Source organism: Luteimonas yanweni (assembly GCF_039548475.1).
Classification (GTDB): domain Bacteria; phylum Pseudomonadota; class Gammaproteobacteria; order Xanthomonadales; family Xanthomonadaceae; genus Luteimonas.
The window spans coordinates 390,491-409,495 of sequence record NZ_JBCLVC010000008.1 but is presented as its reverse complement, the minus strand read 5'-3'; the positions used below and the strand labels follow the sequence as shown (position 1 = coordinate 409,495).

The 19,005-nt window shown below is 71.1% G+C and carries 9 protein-coding genes; 8 read left to right on the top strand and 1 reads right to left on the bottom strand.

Features of this window, described 5'->3' with window-relative positions:
• Window positions 1-85: 85 nt before the first annotated feature.
• Window positions 86-1,072: a DNA ligase gene (locus WCE39_RS05870; RefSeq protein WP_343275751.1), complete on the bottom strand. Its 987-nt coding sequence runs from the start codon at window positions 1,070-1,072 to the stop codon at window positions 86-88.
• 303 nt (window positions 1,073-1,375) lie between these two features.
• On the opposite strand from WCE39_RS05870, the gene smc reads away from it, so the two are divergent.
• The 8 genes from smc to WCE39_RS05830 all read left to right on the top strand — a co-directional run bounded on the left by smc (window position 1,376) and on the right by WCE39_RS05830 (window position 18,921).
• Window positions 1,376-4,888 carry a chromosome segregation protein SMC gene (smc, locus tag WCE39_RS05865; RefSeq protein WP_343275750.1) on the top strand — a complete coding sequence of 1,171 codons (3,513 nt, stop codon included), beginning with the start codon at window positions 1,376-1,378 and terminating at the stop codon, window positions 4,886-4,888.
• Window positions 4,889-4,907: 19 nt separating this feature from the next.
• On the top strand, window positions 4,908-5,663 hold the full coding sequence (zipA, locus tag WCE39_RS05860) for a cell division protein ZipA (RefSeq protein ID WP_343275749.1): 756 nt from the start codon (window positions 4,908-4,910) through the stop codon (window positions 5,661-5,663).
• 235 nt (window positions 5,664-5,898) lie between these two features.
• The gene (gene ligA, locus WCE39_RS05855) at window positions 5,899-8,286 is read left to right on the top strand and encodes an NAD-dependent DNA ligase LigA (RefSeq protein ID WP_343275748.1); all 2,388 of its coding nucleotides are present in this window, start codon (window positions 5,899-5,901) and stop codon (window positions 8,284-8,286) included.
• Window positions 8,283-8,762 (top strand): GNAT family N-acetyltransferase, encoded by a 480-nt coding sequence (locus tag WCE39_RS05850; RefSeq protein ID WP_343275747.1) that lies wholly within the window; start codon window positions 8,283-8,285, stop codon window positions 8,760-8,762. Before ligA ends, WCE39_RS05850 begins: the two co-directional genes overlap by 4 nt.
• On the top strand, window positions 8,759-9,709 hold the full coding sequence (gene epmA / locus WCE39_RS05845) for an EF-P lysine aminoacylase EpmA (RefSeq protein WP_343275746.1): 951 nt from the start codon (window positions 8,759-8,761) through the stop codon (window positions 9,707-9,709). Before WCE39_RS05850 ends, epmA begins: the two co-directional genes overlap by 4 nt.
• Before the next feature lie 51 nt (window positions 9,710-9,760).
• Window positions 9,761-10,831 carry an S-methyl-5-thioribose-1-phosphate isomerase gene (gene mtnA / locus WCE39_RS05840; RefSeq protein ID WP_343275745.1) on the top strand — a complete coding sequence of 357 codons (1,071 nt, stop codon included), beginning with the start codon at window positions 9,761-9,763 and terminating at the stop codon, window positions 10,829-10,831.
• A 263-nt stretch (window positions 10,832-11,094) separates the two neighbouring features.
• Window positions 11,095-13,821, top strand: a complete 2,727-nt coding sequence (gene gyrA, locus WCE39_RS05835) for a DNA gyrase subunit A (protein WP_343275744.1) — start codon at window positions 11,095-11,097, stop codon at window positions 13,819-13,821.
• A 171-nt stretch (window positions 13,822-13,992) separates the two neighbouring features.
• Entirely contained in the window at window positions 13,993-18,921 is a 4,929-nt protein-coding gene (locus WCE39_RS05830) for an alpha-2-macroglobulin family protein (protein WP_343275743.1), read from the top strand.
• Window positions 18,922-19,005: the final 84 nt, after the last annotated feature.

The following is a 19,005-nucleotide window of genomic DNA, read 5'->3' as shown; positions in this document are numbered from 1 at the left end:
GCGCCCTGCAAGGGCTGCGGCTGGGCGAGCGGCCGTCCGTGCCAACGGGGTCGCAACCACGGCCGATCCAGCAGGATGCTGGCGCTCAGTCGAGGCTGCGGTCCGGGACCGGATCCGGGCCCGTGGCCCAAGCCGGTTCCCGCAGGCGCATGAAACGGGCGAAGCGCGGCAGGCCATTGGCGGTCAGGCCGTTGTAGCGATAGGTCACCAGGCTGCCGAGCGGCGGCGGCGCGGCGCGTTCGGCGTCGCTCAGGCCGCTGCCAAGGCGGAAGCGCACGCCGTCGTCGCGCTCGACCAGCAGGGCGCCGACGAGGCCTGCGTACTTGCCACGGCCGGGCAGGTGCCCCACCACGCGCGCCTCCGCGTCGTCGTGCGGCTTGAGCTTCAGCAGCCCGTCGCTGCGGCCGGGCATGTAGCGGACGTCGCGATGCTGCAGCATCAGGCCTTCGCCGCCGGCGTCGAGCACCGCGCGCAGGCGCGCCTGCAGCTGGGCCGCATCGGCGACCCGCGACTGCGCCACCGGACGCAGCCAGGGCGGCGTATCCGGGCCGGCAAGCGTGCGCATGGCGTGGACCCGCTGCTCGAAGGTGCCGGCGTGCCCGGGCAGGTCGAACACCAGGAAGCGCATCGCGCGCCATGGTGCGTCATCGGCGGGAGGGTTGCGCACCAGGCTGCTCGCCTCCGCGAAGCGGCCCCGACCCAGCCACAGCTCGCCATCCATGGGCACCTCCGGCCAGCCGGCGGTGAACCAGGCAGGCGCGTCCACCGGAAACCCGCCCCGCGTCCACAGCCGGCGTCCGTCCCAGCGGCCGCGGACGCCGTCCAGCTTCTCGCTGACCCAGTATTCGGATACGGGCTGCCCGGTGCCGGCGCCGGCACCCGCAGGCGGCGTGGTGGCCTGCATCAGCAGCGCGCGGATATCCGGACCGGCCGGCCGGGCATCCGGGGTGTCGCGCGCCGCCAGTGGCGGGGCCGCCCAGCCCGCGGCCAGCGCCAGCGCAAGGGCGGTGGCCCTGAACAGGCGGGCGGGTGCAGTTGAAGGCGTATGGATCCGGGTGCGATGGCGTGTCATGGACGGATCCTCGCCGCCGCATCGCGGGGCGGGCATCGGCCCTTCTCGCGTTCGGCCATCGGCGCAGCCCTCCTGATGCCGTAGGTCCGCGTGCGTGGCGTGGATCCGGCGGCGGGCGCTCCGTGAACCGGCCCGGCGCCGTCCCGGCGGCCCCGCCTGCCCGGGTCCGCCCGCCCGGTCGGGCCTGCCGCCTGCCGTTATACTCCCTGGCGATGCGGCCCTGCGCCGCATTCTTCCTGTCCGTCCCTGCAACCGACCGCCGCCACGGCCCGCCCGTGCGCCGCCGAGGCAACCGACCGCCGCATGCGCCTGTCCACCATCAAGCTCTCCGGCTTCAAGTCATTCGTCGATCCGACCACCCTCCACCTGCCGACCAACATGACCGGCGTGGTGGGTCCCAACGGCTGCGGCAAGTCGAACATCATCGACGCCGTGCGCTGGGTGATGGGCGAAAGTTCGGCCAGCCGGCTGCGGGGCGATTCGCTGACCGACGTGATCTTCTCCGGCTCGACCTCGCGCAAGCCGGTCTCGCAGGCGACCGTCGAGCTGATCTTCGACAACAGCGACCACGCCATCACCGGCGAGTTCGCCGCTTTCAACGAGATCTCGGTCAAGCGCCTGGTCTCGCGCGACGGGCAGAGCAACTACTACCTCAACGGCGCCAAGTGCCGCCGGCGCGACATCACCGACCTGTTCCTGGGCACGGGCCTGGGCCCGCGCAGCTATTCCATCATCGAGCAGGGGATGATCAGCCAGATCATCGAGGCCCGGCCCGAGGACCTGCGCGTGTACCTGGAGGAGGCCGCCGGCATCTCCAAGTACAAGGAAAGGCGCAAGGAAACCGAGACCCGCATCCGCCACACCCGCGAGAACCTCGACCGCCTCAACGACCTGCGCGAGGAGGTCGGCAAGCAGCTCGGCCACCTGGCGCGGCAGGCCCGGCAGGCGGAGCAGTACACCGCGATCCAGGCCGAACGCAGGATCCGCGACGCGGAGTGGAAGGCGCTGGAGTACCGCGCGCTGGACGCGAAGCTGGGCGTGCTGCGCGAGGGGCTGGCGCAGGAAGAGACCCGCCTGCAGCAGCTGATCGCCGAGCAGCGCGAGGCCGAGCGCGCGCTCGAAGAAGGCCGCGTGGAGCGCGAGGACGCCATGGAGGCGCTCAACCGCGCCCAGGCCGCCGGCTACGAAGTGGGCGGCACGCTGGCGCGCATCGAGCAGCAGATCACCCACCAGCGCGAGCTGTCGCAGCGCCTGCTGCGCGCCCGCGAAGAGGCCGAGGATGCGATCGCCGAGCTGGCGCAGCACATCAGCGGCGACGAGGAGCGACTGGCGATCCTGGAGGAATCGGTCGCCGAAGCCGAGCCGGCGCTGGACGCCCTGCGTGAAAGCGACGAAGCCCGCCAGGACGCCCTGCGCGAGGCGGAGGCCGCGCTGGCCGACTGGCAGGAGCGTTGGGACGCGCACAGCCGCGAATCCGCCGAGGCCGCGCGCGCGGCCGATGTCGAGCGCACCCGCGTCGACTACCTCGACCGCCAGTCACTCGACGATGATCGCCGCCGCGGCGTGCTGTCCGCCGAACGCGCGGGCCTGGACCTGGACGCGCTGGCCGAGGCGTTCGCCGGCGTTGCCGAAGAACACGAGGCGCAGAAATTCGCGCTGGAAGGCCTCAACGAAGGCCTGGACGCGCGCAAGCAGGCCGCGCTCGACCTGCAGGACCAGCAGCGTGCCAGCCAGCAGGAGATCTCCGACGTCCGCAAGCAGGCGCAGGAAGCCCGCGGCCGGCTGTCCTCGCTCGAGACCCTGCAGCACGCGGCGCTGGGGCAGGAGCAGGGCGCGGCCATGGCCTGGCTGCGCCAGCACGGCCTGGATTCGGCCACCCGCGTGGGCGAAGTGCTGGAAGTCGAGGCCGGCTGGGAGAACGCGGTCGAGGGCGCGCTGGGACAGATGATCGAAGGCGTGCTGGTCGAGAGTCCGGAGGCGCTGGTCGACGCGCTGGCCGATCTCGGCGACGGCCGCCTCGCGCTGGTGTCGTCGGCGCAGGCCGCCGGCGGCGAGGCCGCGTTCGCGCCGACCTCGCTGGCCGCGCGCGTGCGCGGGCCGCTGGCGATCCGCCGGCTGCTGTCGCGGCTGCACGTGGCGGGCTCGCTGGCCGAGGCCCGCGAACTGCAGGCGCGACTGGATCCCGGTGATTCGGTGATCACGCAGGACGGCGAGCGCCTGGGCGCCGGCTGGCTGCGGGTGCTGCGTTCGGGCGCCGCACGCCAGGGCGCACTGCTGCGCGAGCGCGAGATCCAGACCCTGCGCGAGCGCATCGAAACGCTGCAGGGCCGCGAAGGTGAGCTGGAGGAGGCGCTGGCCAATGGCCGCGAGCGCCTGCTGGCGGCCGAACAGGCGCGCGAGGACACGCAGCGGCAGCTGTACCACGCCCATCGCAGCGTATCGGAGCTTGCCGGCCGGCTGCAGGGCCAGCAGGGCCGGCTCGACGCCGCCCGCAACCGCATAGAACGCATCGATGCCGAGCTCGCCCAGCTCGGCGAATCCATCGCCGGCAGCGGCGAGCAGGCGCGCGAGGCGCGCGGCGTGCTCGAGCAGGCGGTGTCGCGCATGGCCGAACTCGAAGGCGCGCGCCGGGAATTCGAGGCCGAGCGTACGCGCCTGGCCACCGCCCGCGACCAGGCCCGCACCGCGGCGCGTGAGTCGCGCGAACAGGCCCATGCCCTGGCGCTGCAGCTGGAAACCCAGCGCACGCAGGCCAGCGGACTGCGCCAGGCCCTGCAGCGCATGGGCGGCCAGCGCGGCCAGCTCGACGGTCGCCTGGGCGAGATCAGCGCCCAGCTCGCCACCGGCGATACCCCGATCGATGAGCTTGAGCAGCAGCGCCAGGCCGCACTCGCCCAGCGCGTCCATGCCGAACAGGTCCTGGCGCAGGCGCGCACCGCGCTCGACGCCGTCGACGCCGTGCTGCGCGGCAACGAACAGGTGCGCCACCAGCGCGACGAGCAGGCCATCGCCCAGCGCGAGGCCATCGCCCAGCGCCGCCTCGACCAGCAGGCCCTGGTGATCCACGCCGAACAGCTGACCGCCGCCGTGGTGGAGGCTGGCTTCGTCCTCGACGACGTGGTTTCGGGCCTGGCCGACGATGCCGAAGCCGGCGCCTGGGGCCGCATGGTCACCGACTTCGACGCCAAGCTCCGCCGCCTGGAGCCGGTCAACCTGGCCGCGATCCAGGAGCATGCCGAAGCCGCGCAGCGCAAGGAATACCTCGACAGCCAGGACGCCGACCTCACCTCGGCGCTGGACACGCTGGAGGACGCCATCCGCAAGATCGACCGCGAGACCCGCGGCCGCTTCAAGGACACCTTCGACCGCGTCAACTCTGGCGTGCAGGAGATCTATCCGCGTCTGTTCGGCGGCGGCCACGCCTACCTGGAGCTCACCGGCGAGGACCTGCTCGACACCGGCGTCGCGATCATGGCGCGGCCGCCGGGCAAGCGCGTGTCCAATATCTCGCTGCTGTCGGGCGGCGAGAAGGCGATGACGGCGGTGGCGCTGGTGTTCGCCATCTTCCAGCTCAACCCGGCGCCGTTCTGCCTGCTCGACGAGGTCGACGCGCCGCTGGACGAGGCCAACGTCGGCCGCTTCAGCGCGCTGGTTACCGAGATGAGCGAGAAGGTGCAATTCCTGTTCGTGACCCACAACAAGTCGACGATGGAGGCCGCGAAGCAGCTTTCGGGCGTTACCATGCGCGAGCCCGGCGTCAGCCGGCTGGTGTCGGTCGATCTTGCGGAAGCCGCACGCCTGGTCGGCGCCGCCTGAACCAACAAGGGAGAGCACGATGAGCGACGTTTGGCTGCTGCGGATCGGGATCCTGCTCGCGGGCGTCCTGCTGTTCGGCGCGATCTGGTACTTCGGCACCAGGCCGCGCAGTCCGCAGGGACGCCGCGTGCCGGCCAGGTCCACGCCGGCGGCGCGCGAGGAGCGCTTGGAGCCGACCCTGGGCGCGCAGCTTGAGCGCGAACTGGGCTTGGGTGGCGAGACGCCGGTCGATGACGCCATGCAGGCCGAGATGGACCTGCTCGACGGCGCCGTCGGCGGCACCGCGGGCGCGACCGTCAGCCAATACGGCCAGCGCGTCAGCGATGACTTCGACAAGATCGTCACCCTCTACATCGCGGCGCGCGCGGGCCACGTGCTGCGCGGCCCGGACATCGTGGTCGCTGCCGAAAAGGCCGGGCTGACCTATGGCCACCTCAATGTGTTTCACCGCCTGGTGGCCGGTCATCCCGAGCGCGGCCCGGTGTTCAGCGTCGCCAATATCCGCCGTCCCGGCAGCTTCGAGATGGCGGAGATCCAGGCGCTGGAAACGCCTGCGATCGCCTTCTTCCTGACCTTGCCCGCGCCGATGTCGGCGCTCGACGCCTGGGACGCGATGCTGCCCACGGCCGAGCGCATGGCCGAACTGCTCGACGGTGTGCTGCTCGACGAGCAGCGCAACGCGCTCGGCCGCCAGCGCATCTCGCACCTGCGTGAAGAGCTGCGAACCTACGACCGCGAGCAGGACGTGCCGATCACCCGCAGCCCCGACTGGTAAGCCCTCGGGTCCTCCCGGTAGGAGCAGCTATAGCTGCGACTTGGCCGTGCCGACACCCGCCACTGCAGCCGGGTCGTAGCGCAATCGCCGCTATAGCGGCTCCCACGGTGGAGCGTTCGGCCATGGCTGCGATTCCCCGTGGGAGCGGCTACAGCCGCGATCGCCGCTATGGCGGCTCCCACACCAGCGGCTCCTCCAGTAGCGGCTCCCACGGTTTCCGGGGGACAATCCGGGCATGCCCGAGACTGCCCAGCAGCGCGCCGCCGAACTGCGCCGCCTGATCGACGACGCCAACCACCGCTACCACGTGCTCGACGATCCGGCGCTGCCGGACGCCGAGTACGACCGGCTCATGCTCGAGCTGTCCGCGCTTGAGGCCGCGGATCCATCGCTGCAGACGCCCGACTCGCCGACGTTGCGCGTGGGCGGGCTGCCTTCGGGCAAGTTCGCCGAGGTCGGCCATGCGGTACCGATGCTGTCGCTGGCCAATGCCTTCAGCAATGACGAGGTCGCCGAATTCGTCGCCCGCATCGTGCGCGAAACCGATGAGGACGCACCGGTGTTTTCCGTCGAGCCGAAGTTCGACGGCCTGGCGATCAGCCTGCGCTACGAGGACGGCCTGTTCGTGCGTGGCGCCACCCGTGGCGACGGCGCCACCGGCGAAGACGTCACCGCAAACCTGCGCACGGTGAAGGCGATACCGCTGCGGCTACGGGATCCTGACGGCGCCGAAGCGGGCGAAAGCGGCGGCGCCAACGGCATGCCCGGCGTTCCCGACGTGCTCGAAGTGCGCGGCGAGGTCTACATGCCGCGCGCCGGCTTCAAGGCCTACAACGACTGGGCGCTGGCGCACGGCGCCAAGCCGCTGGCCAATCCGCGCAACGGCGCGGCCGGCTCGCTGCGGCAGCTGGATCCTTCGATCACCGCCAAGCGCCCGCTGGCGTTTTTCGCCTATTCCCTCGGCGAAGTCGTGGGCGCGCGCGTTCCGGCCACCCATTCCGGGGTGCTGGACTGGCTCCGCGCCCTCGGCCTGCCGGTGTCGCCGCTGGTCGAGTGCGCGACCGGCCTGGACGGCGTGCTCGACTATTACCGCCGCATCGGCGAGGCGCGTGACACGCTGCCCTACGACATCGACGGCGTGGTCTACAAGGTCGACAGCCACGAGCTGCAGGTCGACCTCGGCTTCGTCTCGCGCGCGCCGCGCTGGGCGATCGCGCACAAGTTCCCGGCGCAGGAGGAGGCCACGATCGTCGAGGCGATCGAGGTCAACGTCGGCCGCACCGGCGCGGTCACGCCCTGGGTGCTGATGCAGCCGGTGCACGTGGGGGGCGTGACCGTCACCCGCGCCACCCTGCACAACGCCGACCAGGTCGCGCGCCTGGACGTGCGCGTGGGCGACTCGGTGATCGTGCGGCGCGCAGGCGACGTGATCCCCGAAGTGCTGCGGGTGATCCCGGAGCGCCGGCCGGAAGGGACCACGGCCTGGCGCATGCCGGTGAACTGCCCGGTCTGCGGCTCGGAAATCGTGCGCGAGGAGGGCGAGGTGGTCGCTCGCTGCAGCGGTGAGCTGGTCTGCCCGGCGCAGCGCGTGCAGGGCCTGTTCCACTTCGCCTCGCGGCGCGCGATGGACATAGAAGGCCTTGGCGAGCGTCTGATCCAGGCACTGGTGGACTTCGACTGCGCGAAGAGCGTCGCCGACCTGTACCGCCTGGGCGTCGACGACTTCGTCGAGATGAAGCGGCGCGCCGACGAGCGCGACGGCACTACGCCGGAAACGGTGAAGTCGGGCAAGGTCGCGACGAAGTGGGCGGAGAACCTGGTGGCCGCGATCGATCGCAGCCGCGAGACCACGCTGGAGCGCTTGCTGTTCGCGCTCGGCATCGAACACGTCGGCGAGAGCACGGCCAAGGCGCTGGCCGCCTGGTTCGGCGACCTAGACCGCATCCGCCGCGCGCCCTGGCCGCTGTTCAAGCGCGTGCCCGACATCGGCGACGAAGTTGCGCGCGCGCTGGGCCACTTCCTCGACCAGCCCGGCAACCAGGCCGTGATCGACGACCTGCTGGCCGCCGGCGTGCGCATCACCGACGCGCATCCGCCGTCGCCGAAGCTGCGCGAAGGGCTGACGCTGGCGCAACTACTGGCCGACTTCGCGATCCCGAAGCTGACGCCGCTGCGCGCGAAGCAGCTGGCCGATGCCTTCCCCGATGCGGCGACGCTGCTCGGCCAGGAGCGGCACAACTTCGTGAGCGCAGGGCTGCCGGACGACACCGCTTACGCGGTGTCGGACTGGCTGTCGGACGACGCCAACGAGCGCATGCTGCTGGCTGCCGCAGCGATGCAGGCCGAGCTGCTGGCGGCGCTGCCGGCAGACGCGGTGGCGGCCGCCGGCCCGCTCGACGGCGTGACGGTGGTGATCACCGGCACGCTCGACGCGATGGGTCGCGACGAAGCCAAGGCGAAGCTCGAGGCACTCGGCGCCAAGGTCTCGGGCAGCGTCTCGAAGAAGACCGGCTTCCTGGTCGCCGGCGCCGAGGCGGGCTCCAAGCTGGCCAGGGCCACGGAGCTCGGCATCGAGGTCTGGGACGAGGCGCGGCTGCTGGCGTTCCTGGGAGAGCATCCGTGAGCGCGGCGGCCCGGGCGCCGCTCGTGCTGCGACCGGTCACGCACGACGGACTGCCGGCACTGCTCGGCATGCTGCGCCGCTTCTATGCCGAGGACCGGATTCCGCTCGACGAGCCGCGCGTACGTCGCGGGCTCGAACAGCTGCTGGGCGATGCCTCGCTCGGCGGCGCGCTGTTTGCCGAGGTCGGCGGCGAGCGCGTGGGCTACCTCGTGCTGGGCTGGTGCTTCAGCATCGAACAGGGCGGCCGCCACATGCTGATCGACGAGCTGTACGTGGAGCCGGCTGCGCGTGGTCGCGGCCTCGGTGGCGCGCTGCTGGCGGCGGCCTGCGACCTGGCGCGCGGGCAGGGCGCCGAACTCGCGCGGCTGGAAGTGAACCGCCACAACCCCCGCGCGAAGGCGCTCTATCTTCGCCACGGCTTCCGCGACGACGACCGCGACATCCTCAGCCGTGCATTCGCGGGAGACGGCGCATGAACCACGAGGCGCTGCGCCTGCGCGCGCGGCTCAACCGCCTGGTGCGCGACTTCTTCGCCACCCACGGCGTGCTCGAGGTCGAGACCCCGGTGATGTCGCGCGCTGGCAATACCGATCCCAATATCGCCTCGTTCACGGTCGAGTTCGGTGGCCGCACCGACGGCGCGCCGCGCACGCGCTGGCTGCGCACGTCCGCCGAGTACCCGATGAAGCGCCTGCTGGCCGAAGGTCTCGGTGATTGCTACGAGCTGGGCCGCGTGTTCCGCGACGGCGAAGCCGGTGGTCGCCACAACCCCGAGTTCACCATGCTCGAGTGGTACCGCGTGGGCTGGACGCTGGATCCGCTGATCGACGAGACCGCGGCCCTGGTGCAGGCCGCGCTGGCGCTGGTCGGTCGCGACGCGACGCTCCGCAAGGCGTCCTTCCGCGACGTCTACCGCGAGGCGCTCGGCGTCGATCCGATGACCGCGCCGCTGGACGAACTGCAGGCGGCGTTCCCGTGCCAGGTCGACCCGGAGGGCCTCACACGCGACGACTGGCTGGACTTGCTGATGACCCATCGCATCCAGCCGGCGTTCCCCGCCGGACAGCTGCTGGCGATGCACGACTACCCGGCCACGCAGTGCGCGCTGGCCAGGGTCGTGCGGCGCGATGACGTCGATGTCGCCGAGCGCTTCGAGCTCTACCTCGGCCCGCTCGAGCTGGCCAACGGCTACCACGAGCTCACCGACGCCGCCGAACAGCGTGCACGCTTCACGCGCGACCATGACGTGCGCCGGTCACGCGGCGATGTGTTGCCGCCCATCGACGAGACGCTGCTCGATGCGCTGGCCGCCGGACTGCCCGACAGTTCCGGCGTGGCCCTGGGTATCGACCGCCTGCTGATGGCGATGCTCGGCACCGGCGCCATCGCCGATGTGCTGGCCTACGACTTCGCGCAGGCCTGAGTGCCCGTCCCCGCAAGACGGTCGCACCGCGCGGGGCGCTAAACTCGCTCGATGGACACCCCCATCGATTACGCCCGCTACGACCGCATCCGTCCGATCCGCTGGACCGGCGACGCGCTGGAACTGCTGGACCAGCGCAAGCTTCCCTTCAACACCGAATACGTCACCTGCGCCGACAGCGACGCGGTGGCCGACGCTATCCACGCGCTTGCGGTGCGCGGTGCGCCGGCGATCGGCATCGCCGCGGCCTGGGGTGCGGTGCTCGCCTCGCGCGACATCGAAGCCGATGATGCCGCGCAGGCTGCCGAGCGCCTCGAGCCCGCCCTGCTGCGCCTCAACGCCGCGCGCCCGACCGCCGTGAACCTGGCCTGGGCGCTGGCCCGCATGCGCGCCGCGCTGTTCCGCGCACAGGCCGGCGAGGGCAGTGACTGGCGCGCCGCGCTCGAGGCCGAGGCACGCGCGATCGAAGCCGAAGACCTCGCGGCCAACCACGCCATGGGCGTGCTGGGTGCATCGCTGATCGATGCCGGCAGCGGCGTGCTCACGCACTGCAATACCGGCTCGCTGGCCACCGCCGGCTTCGGCACCGCGCTGGGTGTGATCCGCGCAGGCGTTGCCCAGGGGCGTATCGATCGCGTGTTCGCCGGCGAGACCCGGCCCTGGAACCAGGGCGCGCGGCTGACGGTGTGGGAGCTGCAGCAGGACGGCATCGACGCCACCCTGATCGCCGACGCCGCGGCCTCGCACCTGATGAAGTGCGGCGGTGTGCAGTGGGTGGTGGTCGGCGCCGACCGCATCTGCGCCAACGGTGATGTCGCCAACAAGATCGGCACCTACCAGCTGGCGATTTCCGCGCGCCACCACGGGCTGAAGTTCATGGTCGTGGCGCCGTCGTCGACAGTCGACATGGCCACGCCCTCGGGCGACCTGATCGACATCGAAGAGCGCGATCCCGGCGAGCTGCTCGGCGCCGGCGGCAGCCGCACCGTGGCCGAGGGCGTGCAGGCATGGAATCCGGTGTTCGACGTCACGCCGGCCGAGCTCGTCGACGCCATCGTGACCGAGAAGGGCATCGTCGCGCGCCCGGACGCGCCCTCCATGCAGGCGCTGTTCGGCAGCTGAGCCGCCCCGCTTGTGGCAGCGGCCATGGCCGCGATGGCTTGCGGCAGCGCGATCGCGGCCATGGCGCTCCCACCGCAGCTTCCGACGCACGCGGCGAGGCGCGACTGCCGGCCCTGAAGTCCTGCAACCCATTGATTTCCAGCGGAATCGCAGGCCAAAAGCAGCCCGATTCATGGTAGAATCCCGAGGTTCTGCCGGCGCGTGCATGCTGTGTTCCGAGCCTCCCGTCCGGCGGCTTTCCCGAACCACTTCAAAGGGTCGCAATGGCCGAGCTCGCCAAGGAAATCATCCCGATCAACCTCGAGGACGAGATGCGTCGCAGCTATCTCGATTACGCCATGAGCGTGATCGTGGGCCGCGCGCTCCCCGACGTCCGCGACGGGCTCAAGCCGGTGCACCGCCGCGTGCTGTTCGCGATGCACGAGCTTGGCGCGCACAGCAACAAGCCCTACTACAAGTCGGCGCGAATCGTCGGTGACGTGATCGGTAAATACCATCCGCACGGCGACCAGTCCGTGTACGACACCCTGGTGCGCATGGCTCAGCCGTTCTCGCTGCGCTACATGCTGGTCGACGGCCAGGGCAACTTCGGTTCGGTCGACGGCGACCCCGCCGCGGCGATGCGCTACACCGAGGCGCGCATGTCGCGCATGGCGCACGAACTGATGGCCGACATCGACAAGGATACCGTCGATTTCCAGCCCAACTACGACGAGAAGGAGCAGGAGCCGACGGTCATGCCGACCCGGTTCCCGAACCTGCTGGTCAACGGCTCCGCCGGCATCGCGGTCGGCATGGCCACCAACATCCCGCCGCACAACCTGGGCGAGGTGATCGATGCGCTGATCGCGCTCATCGCCGATCCGGACATCGACATCGATGGCCTGATGGAATACATCCCCGGCCCCGACTTCCCCACCGGCGGCATCATCAACGGCGTCGGCGGCATCCACCTGGGCTACCGCACCGGCCGCGGCCGCGTGCGCATGCGTGCGAAGGCGGACATCGAAGTGGCCGACAACGGCCGCGAATCGATCATCGTCACCGAACTGCCCTACCAGGTGAACAAGGCGCGGATGATCGAGAAGATCGCCGAGCTGGTGAAGGAGAAGAAGCTCGAGGGCATCAGCGAGCTGCGCGACGAGTCCGACAAGGACGGCATGCGCATCTACATCGAGATCAAGCGTGGCGACTCCGCGGACGTGGTGCTGAACAACCTGTACCAGCAGACCCAGATGGAGTCGGTGTTCGGCATCAACATGGTGGCGCTGGTGGACGGCCGGCCGCGGCTGCTGAACCTGAAGGAATTCCTCGAAGCCTTCCTGCGCCACCGCCGCGAAGTGGTCACGCGCCGGACGATCTTCGAGCTGCGCAAGGCGCGCAACCGCGCCCACATCCTCGAGGGCCTGACCGTCGCGCTTGCCAACATCGACGAGATGATCGAGCTCATCAAGACCTCGGACAACCCGCAGGAAGCGAAGGAGCGCATGCTCGCGCGCCTGTGGCAGCCGGGCCTCGTCGGAAGCCTGCTTGCCGCGGCCGGTGCAGAGGCCTCGCGCCCGGAGGACCTGCCCAAGGGCGTGGGCCTGCTCGAGGGCGGATATCAGCTGACCGACGTCCAGGCGCAGCAGATCCTCGAGATGCGCCTGCACCGCCTGACCGGCCTGGAGCAGGAAAAGCTCACCGAGGAATACCGCCAGCTGCTGGAAGCCATCCGCGCCCTGATCGAGATCCTCGAGGATCCCGAAGTGCTGCTGGAGGTGATCCGCACCGAGCTGCGCAACGTCAAGGAAGAGTACGGCGATCCGCGCCGCAGCGAGATCCGCGCCAGCGAGGAAGACCTCGACATCCTCGACTTGATCGAGCCCGAGGACGTGGTGGTCACGGTGTCCCAGGCCGGCTATGCCAAGCGCCAGCCGGTCAGCGCCTACCGCGCGCAGAAGCGCGGTGGCCGCGGCCGCAACGCGGCGGCCACGAAGGACGAAGATTTCATCGCCCAGCTGTGGCTGGTCAATACCCATGACACGCTGCTGGCCTTCACCAGCAGGGGGCGCGTGTTCTGGCTGCCCGTGCACCAGCTGCCCGAGGCCGGCGCCAGCGCGCGCGGCCGCCCGCTGGTCAACTGGATGCCGCTGGAAGAGGGCGAGAAGGTGCAGGCGGTGCAGCCGGTGCGCGAGTATCGCGACGACCAGTACGTGTTCTTCGCCACCCGCCGCGGCACGGTCAAGAAGACCCCGCTGACCGAGTTTGCCTACCGGCTGCAACGCGGCAAGATCGCGATCAACCTCGAGGATGGCGATGCCCTGGTCGGCGCCGAGCTGACCGACGGCAGCCGCGACATCATGCTGTTCGCCAGCAACGGCAAGGCCGTGCGCTTCGACGAGTCCGCCGTGCGCGCCATGGGCCGTACCGCCACCGGCGTGCGCGGCATCCGCCTGGCCGACGGCGAATGCGTGGTCGGCCTGATCGTGGCCGATCCCGCCGACAACGTGATCGAGCAGGACGACGAGGACGTGGTCGCCGAGGGCGTCGAGGTCGAAGGCGAGCTCGAGGGCGAGCCGGATGCCTACATCCTCACCGCCACGGCCAATGGCTACGGCAAGCGCACGCGCCTGGCGGAATACCCGCGCAAGGGCCGTGGCACCCAGGGCGTGATCGGCATCCAGACCACCGAGCGCAACGGCGCGCTGGTGGCCGCCGTGCTGCTCAGCCGCGACGATGAAGTGCTGCTGATCTCCGACGGCGGCACCCTGGTCCGCACCCGCGCCGCCGAGATCTCGGTGGTCAGCCGCAACACCCAGGGCGTGACCCTGATCCGCCTGGGCGATGGGGAGCGCCTGCAGGCGATCGAGCGCGTGGACGGCTCGATCGTGGACGGCGACGGTGACGGCGATATCGATGTCGATGCCGACGTTGGCGTCGATGCAGTCGCAAGCGTTGGCACCGCGCCCGCGGCCGGTGAAGGCGACGGCGCCAGCGACGCCGGTTGATCGGTCGGGACCGCAGCTGCGGTCCCGCCAGTCCATCAGGAGCGGCTGCCACCGACGCTGTTGCGGGCGGCAGCTGCGGCGAAGGCGGAACCCCGTTTCGCGCCGTGGCGCGTTGTCGACGGGACTGCCGGCGCTTCTATACTGCCGGTGACTCCTGAGGGCGGGCTGACAATGAAGGGAAGCAATCGTTCGGTCGGCCTGCGGCGCTTCGCCGCGGCCATGGTGCTGCTGTTCCTGACGCTGCTGCCGGTGGGCTGCAAGCGGAATGAAGGCGGCCAGCTGCCCGCCCCCGGCGGCGAGGCCATCGTCGCCGAGCGCGCGGAGGTGCAGGGCTTCGGCCTGGTACGCGCTTGGCCCGACCAGGGCGAAGGGGCGCTCGCGCTTGCGGTCGAGTTCTCGCAGCCGCTGGTCGGCACCCAGGATTTCGACAAACTGCTGACCTTCGCCGAGCCGGTGGCGGCCGACAGCGGCTGGAGCCTGGACGAAGAAGGCCGCGTGCTGCGCTTCCCCTTCGCCCAGGCCGATCGCGAGTACACGCTGCGCATCTCCGCCGCGCTCACCGCCGCCGACGGCAGTACGCTTGGCCGCGACATCGAACAGAAGGTCCATACCGGGGAGCTGGACCCCGCCGCAGGCTTCGCCTCCCAGGGCAGCGTTCTGCCCGCGCGCGAATCCCGCGGCCTGCCCGTGGTGTCGGTGAACGTGGAGGAGGTCGACGTCGAGTTCCTGCGCGTGCGCGACTCCGAGCTGGCGCGCTTCTTCTCCGAGTACCAGCGTGGTGGCCGGCGCAGCGGCTGGGAACTGGACAACCGCTACAACGGTGATCGCAGCGTGGCGCGGATGGCCGACCCGGTCTACGTCAACCGCTTCGTGCTGGGCGGCGAGCGCAACGAACGCGCGGTCACCTACCTGCCGCTGCAGGACATCACCGAGCTGCAGCAGCCCGGCCTGTACTTCGCCACCATGAAGCGCGCCGGCAGCTTCGAGGGCATGTACGACACCGCTTTCTTCACCGTGAGTGACATCGGCCTGCACGTGCGCGCCTACGCCGACCAGTTGTTCGTGCACACGGCGTCGCTGCAGGGCGGCGGGGCGCTGGGCGGCGTCGAGCTGCGCGTGCTCGACGGCAAGGGCGAGGCCGTGTTCAAGGCCGGGACCGACGGCAACGGCAACGCCGTGCTGAAGCACAAGCTCGACGCCGCCCAGGTCCTCGTGGCGACGCGCGGCAACGACGTCTCGCTGCTGCCGTTCAACCAGCCTGCGCTGGATCTTTCCGAATTCGCGGTGGCAGGCCGCCGGCAGGCCTGGTTCGAGGTCTTCGCGTGGTCGGGCCGTGACCTGTACCGCCCTGGTGAAACCGTGCGCGTCTCGGCGCTGCTGCGCGATGCCGACGGCAAGCCGGTGTCCGCCGCTAGCGATGGCAAGGCGCAGCCACTGTTCGCGCGCCTGAAGCAGCCCGACGGCAAGACCTTCGTGGAAACGCGGCTGGAGGCCGGTGCGCAGGGCTACTACCGCTTCGAGAGGGAAATCCCCGCCGAGGCGCCCACTGGCCGATGGCAGATCGAGTTCCGCACCGATCCCGCCGACAAGGATGCGGTCCAGGGCATGGCGCTGCGGATCGAGGAGTTCCTGCCCGAGCGCATGAAGCTCGAGCTCGACAGCGCGCAGGCACGCCTGGCCAAGGGCGAGTCGCTGCGGCTGGAGGCCACCGGTGCCTATCTGTACGGTGCGCCGGCCGCCGGCAACCGCTTCACGGCACGCCTCGCGGTCGCGGTGGAACAGCACCCGGTCGATTCGCTGCCGGGCTACTTCTTCGGTGATCCCACCGTGTCCCTGCCGCGCGAGGCGCGCGACGTGATCGACGCCACGCTCGATGATGCAGGCAGGCTCACGCAGACGCTGCCGCTGCCCGCCGAGGTGCGCGGCGATACGCCGGTGTCGGTGGTGCTGGCCGGCAGCCTGTACGAGAGCGGCGGCCGTACGGTGGACCGCAGCCTGGAGCGCGTGCTCTGGCCGGCCGACGCGCTGGTCGGCGTACGTCCCCTGTTCGACGACAGGGAGGGCAGCGACGCCAACGCACGCGCCGGCTTCGAGATCCTGCGCGTAGACGCCGACGGCACGCCGCGTCCGCTGGCCGGGCTCGAGCTGAAGCTGGTGCGCGAGCACCGCGACTACCACTGGAGCTTCGACGAGGACTCGGGCTGGGACTACAGCCACACCAGTCGCTTCGAAGTGGTCGAAACGAAGGCCGTGGACGCCGGCCAGTCCGCGGTTCGCGTCGACCTGCCGGTGGAGTGGGGCGGCTACCGCGTTGAAGTGCGTGATCCGGAAACCGGCCTGGTCACGCGCTACCCCTTCAACGCAGGCTGGAGCTGGAACGACGACAACCGCGGACTGGATGCCCGTCCCGACAGGGTCAAGCTGGCCCTGGACCGCACCGGCTACCGTGCCGGCGACACCATGGAGGTCACGGTCACGCCGCCGCATGCCGGCAAGGGCCTGCTGCTGGTGGAGAGCGACCGCCTGCTCTACGTGCAGGCGATCGACGCCAAGGCCGGAAGCACCTACCGCATCCCGGTGACCGCCGACTGGGAGCGCCACGATGTGTACGTGACCGCGCTGGTGTTCCGTGGCGGCAGCGCGGCCAGCAAGGTCACGCCCGCGCGCGCGGTCGGCGTGGCGCACGTGCCGATGGAGCGCGGCGACCGGCGGGTCGCGGTCGGCCTCTCGCTGCCGAAGCAGGCAAGGCCCGGCGACAGGCTCCGCGTGACGCTCGCGGTCCCGGCGCTGGCGGGCAAGGCCGCGCATGCGACTGTGTCCGCGGTCGACGTCGGCATCCTCAACATCACCCGCTACCCGGTACCCGACGCCAACCGCCACTTCTTCGCCCAGCGCAGGCTGGGCGTGGACGCCTACGACATCTACGGACGCGTGATCGAAAGCCTGGAAGGCGGTACCGCGCGCCTGCGCTTCGGCGGCGACCAGGGTCTGGAGGCGCTGCCGCAGGCGCGCCGGCCAACCGCGCGGGTGCAGACGGTCGACCTGTTCTCGGGGCCGGTGAAGCTCGACGGCAAGGGCAATGCGACGGTCGAGTTCACGCTGCCGGACTTCAACGGCAGCCTGCGCGTGTCGGCGCTGGTGTTCGGCGACGAGGCCTACGGCAACCGTGACGCGGAGCTGCTGGTGCGCGCGCCGCTGGTCGCGGAAGCCGGAATGCCGCGGGTGATGGCGCCCGGTGACCGCGGCACGGTGACGCTGGACCTGGCCAACTTCACCGGAAAGCCGGGCGACTTCCGCGTGCGCGTGGAGGGCGTGGGGCCCCTGGAGGTGGACGAGGGCGTGCGCAACGCGAAGCTTGCCGCCGATGGGCGCTCGACCCTGTCGTTCCCGCTGCGTGCGTTGGACGGCCATGCGGTCGGCAAGGTCCGCGTGCGGGTCGACGGACCGGGCGTGGCGGTCGACCGCAGCTACGACCTGCCGGTGCGTGCGCCCTGGCCGCAGGTGCTGCGTTCGCGCAGCCTGGTGGTTGATCCGCTGGCACCGGTGGTGCTGGATGCCGCGCTGGCCGAGGGGATGTTGCCCTCGTCGGTGAACGCCCGCCTGGGTCTCAGTGCCACGCCGCCGATCGCCTTCGCCGCGGCGCTCGAGGGCGCGCTGCGCTATCCCTATGGCTGCGCCGAGCAGACGGCGAGCAAGGGCTACGCGGCGCTGATGCTGGATGCGCCCACCGCCGAGGCCTACGGCATGTCGCCGCTGCCCGGCGACGACCGCCAGCGGCGGATGGAGGGCGCGCTCGGCCGGCTGGCCGCGCTGCAGTCCAGTTCGGGGCATTTCGCGATGTGGGGTGGCAGCGGCGGCACCGAGCCGATGCTGACGCCGTACATCGCCGAGTTCCTGCTCGATGCCCGCGACGGGGGCTTCCAGGTGCCGGACGCGATGCTGCAGAAGGCGCTGTCGCGCATGTCCGAAGACCTGCTCTCGGACGGCCAGCAGTTCTACGGCCGGGACAATCGCGAACACCTGCGCCTGGCCTACAAGGCGCACGCGGGCTACGTACTTGCCCGCGTGAACCGGGCGCCCCTGGGCACCCTGCGCGCGCTGTACGACGGCGAGCGCGGGGTCGCGCGCAGCGCGATGCCGCTGGCACACCTCGGGCTTGCCCTGTCGCTGCAGGGTGATGCGGCCCGCGGCGGCAAGGCGCTGGACGCGGCCTTCGCCTGGAAGGGCGAACGGCCCGGCTGGCTGGGCGACTACGGCACGCCACTGCGCGACGCCGCGCTGATGCAGGCCCTGGTGCGCGAGCACGACCTGGCCACCCCGAAGCGGAGCGCCGGCCTGCGCACGCTCGGGCTGGAGCTCGATGCCCGCCGCAAGGCGCGCTGGTTCTATTTGAGCACCCAGGAGCAGTCGGCGCTGGCGCGGCTCGGGCGTGCGCTGGCCGGCACGCCGGGGCGCACGTTCGCGGGCACGCTGTCTGAAGGCCGCCTGGAGGAGGCGCTGGAGCCGATGCGCCGGTTCTCGCGGAGCTATGGCCACCAGGCGCTGGCCGCAGGCGTGCGCCTGGTGCCCGAAGGCGAGGCGCCGCTGTACGCGAGCATGGACGTGGCGGGCATTCCCCGTGCCGCGCCCGAGCCCGACGACAGCGTGCTGCGCGTCGAGCGTCGCTGGTACACCACCGACGGCAAGGCGTGGACGCCGCGTGCGCTGCGCGAGGGCGAGGCGCTGGTGGTGCGCGTCACCGTCACCGCCGACCGCGACATGCCGGACGCGCTGGTCACCGACCTGCTGCCGGCGGGCCTCGAGGTCGAGAACATGAACCTGGGCGACGCGTCCACGTGGGCCGACGTGGTGGTCGGTGGCATCCGCCTTGACGAGCGCGGCAGCGCCGCCGAACTGCTGCACGAGGAGTTCCGCGACGACCGCTACGTGGCGGCCATCAAGCTGGACGCCGGGCGCAGCGCAGACGTGTTCTACCTGGTGCGTGCGGTCACGCCGGGCGAGTACACCGTGCCGCCGCCGATGGTGCAGGACATGTACCGGCCGGAGCTGCGCGGCGTGGGCCGCGCCCAGCCGGCGCGGATGAGCGTGGTGCAGCCGTGAGCGGGCGCCCTGCGGCATGCAGTGATGTCGCGGCAGCTGCAGCTGCGAACGCAGCGGCGCAGGGCGCGGCATAGCGCGCGGGGA

Bases quoted from the DNA above. Each gene is read 5' to 3' on its own strand.
- epmA (WP_343275746.1), top strand. From the start codon at position 8,759: ATGAACCACGAGGCGCTGCGCCTGCGCGCGCGGCTCAACCGCCTGGTG.
- WCE39_RS05870 (WP_343275751.1), bottom strand. From the start codon at position 1,072: ATGACACGCCATCGCACCCGGATCCATACGCCTTCAACTGCACCCGCC.
- smc (WP_343275750.1), top strand. From the start codon at position 1,376: ATGCGCCTGTCCACCATCAAGCTCTCCGGCTTCAAGTCATTCGTCGAT.
- mtnA (WP_343275745.1), top strand. From the start codon at position 9,761: ATGGACACCCCCATCGATTACGCCCGCTACGACCGCATCCGTCCGATC.
- WCE39_RS05830 (WP_343275743.1), top strand. From the start codon at position 13,993: ATGAAGGGAAGCAATCGTTCGGTCGGCCTGCGGCGCTTCGCCGCGGCC.
- gyrA (WP_343275744.1), top strand. From the start codon at position 11,095: ATGGCCGAGCTCGCCAAGGAAATCATCCCGATCAACCTCGAGGACGAG.
- ligA (WP_343275748.1), top strand. From the start codon at position 5,899: ATGCCCGAGACTGCCCAGCAGCGCGCCGCCGAACTGCGCCGCCTGATC.
- zipA (WP_343275749.1), top strand. From the start codon at position 4,908: ATGAGCGACGTTTGGCTGCTGCGGATCGGGATCCTGCTCGCGGGCGTC.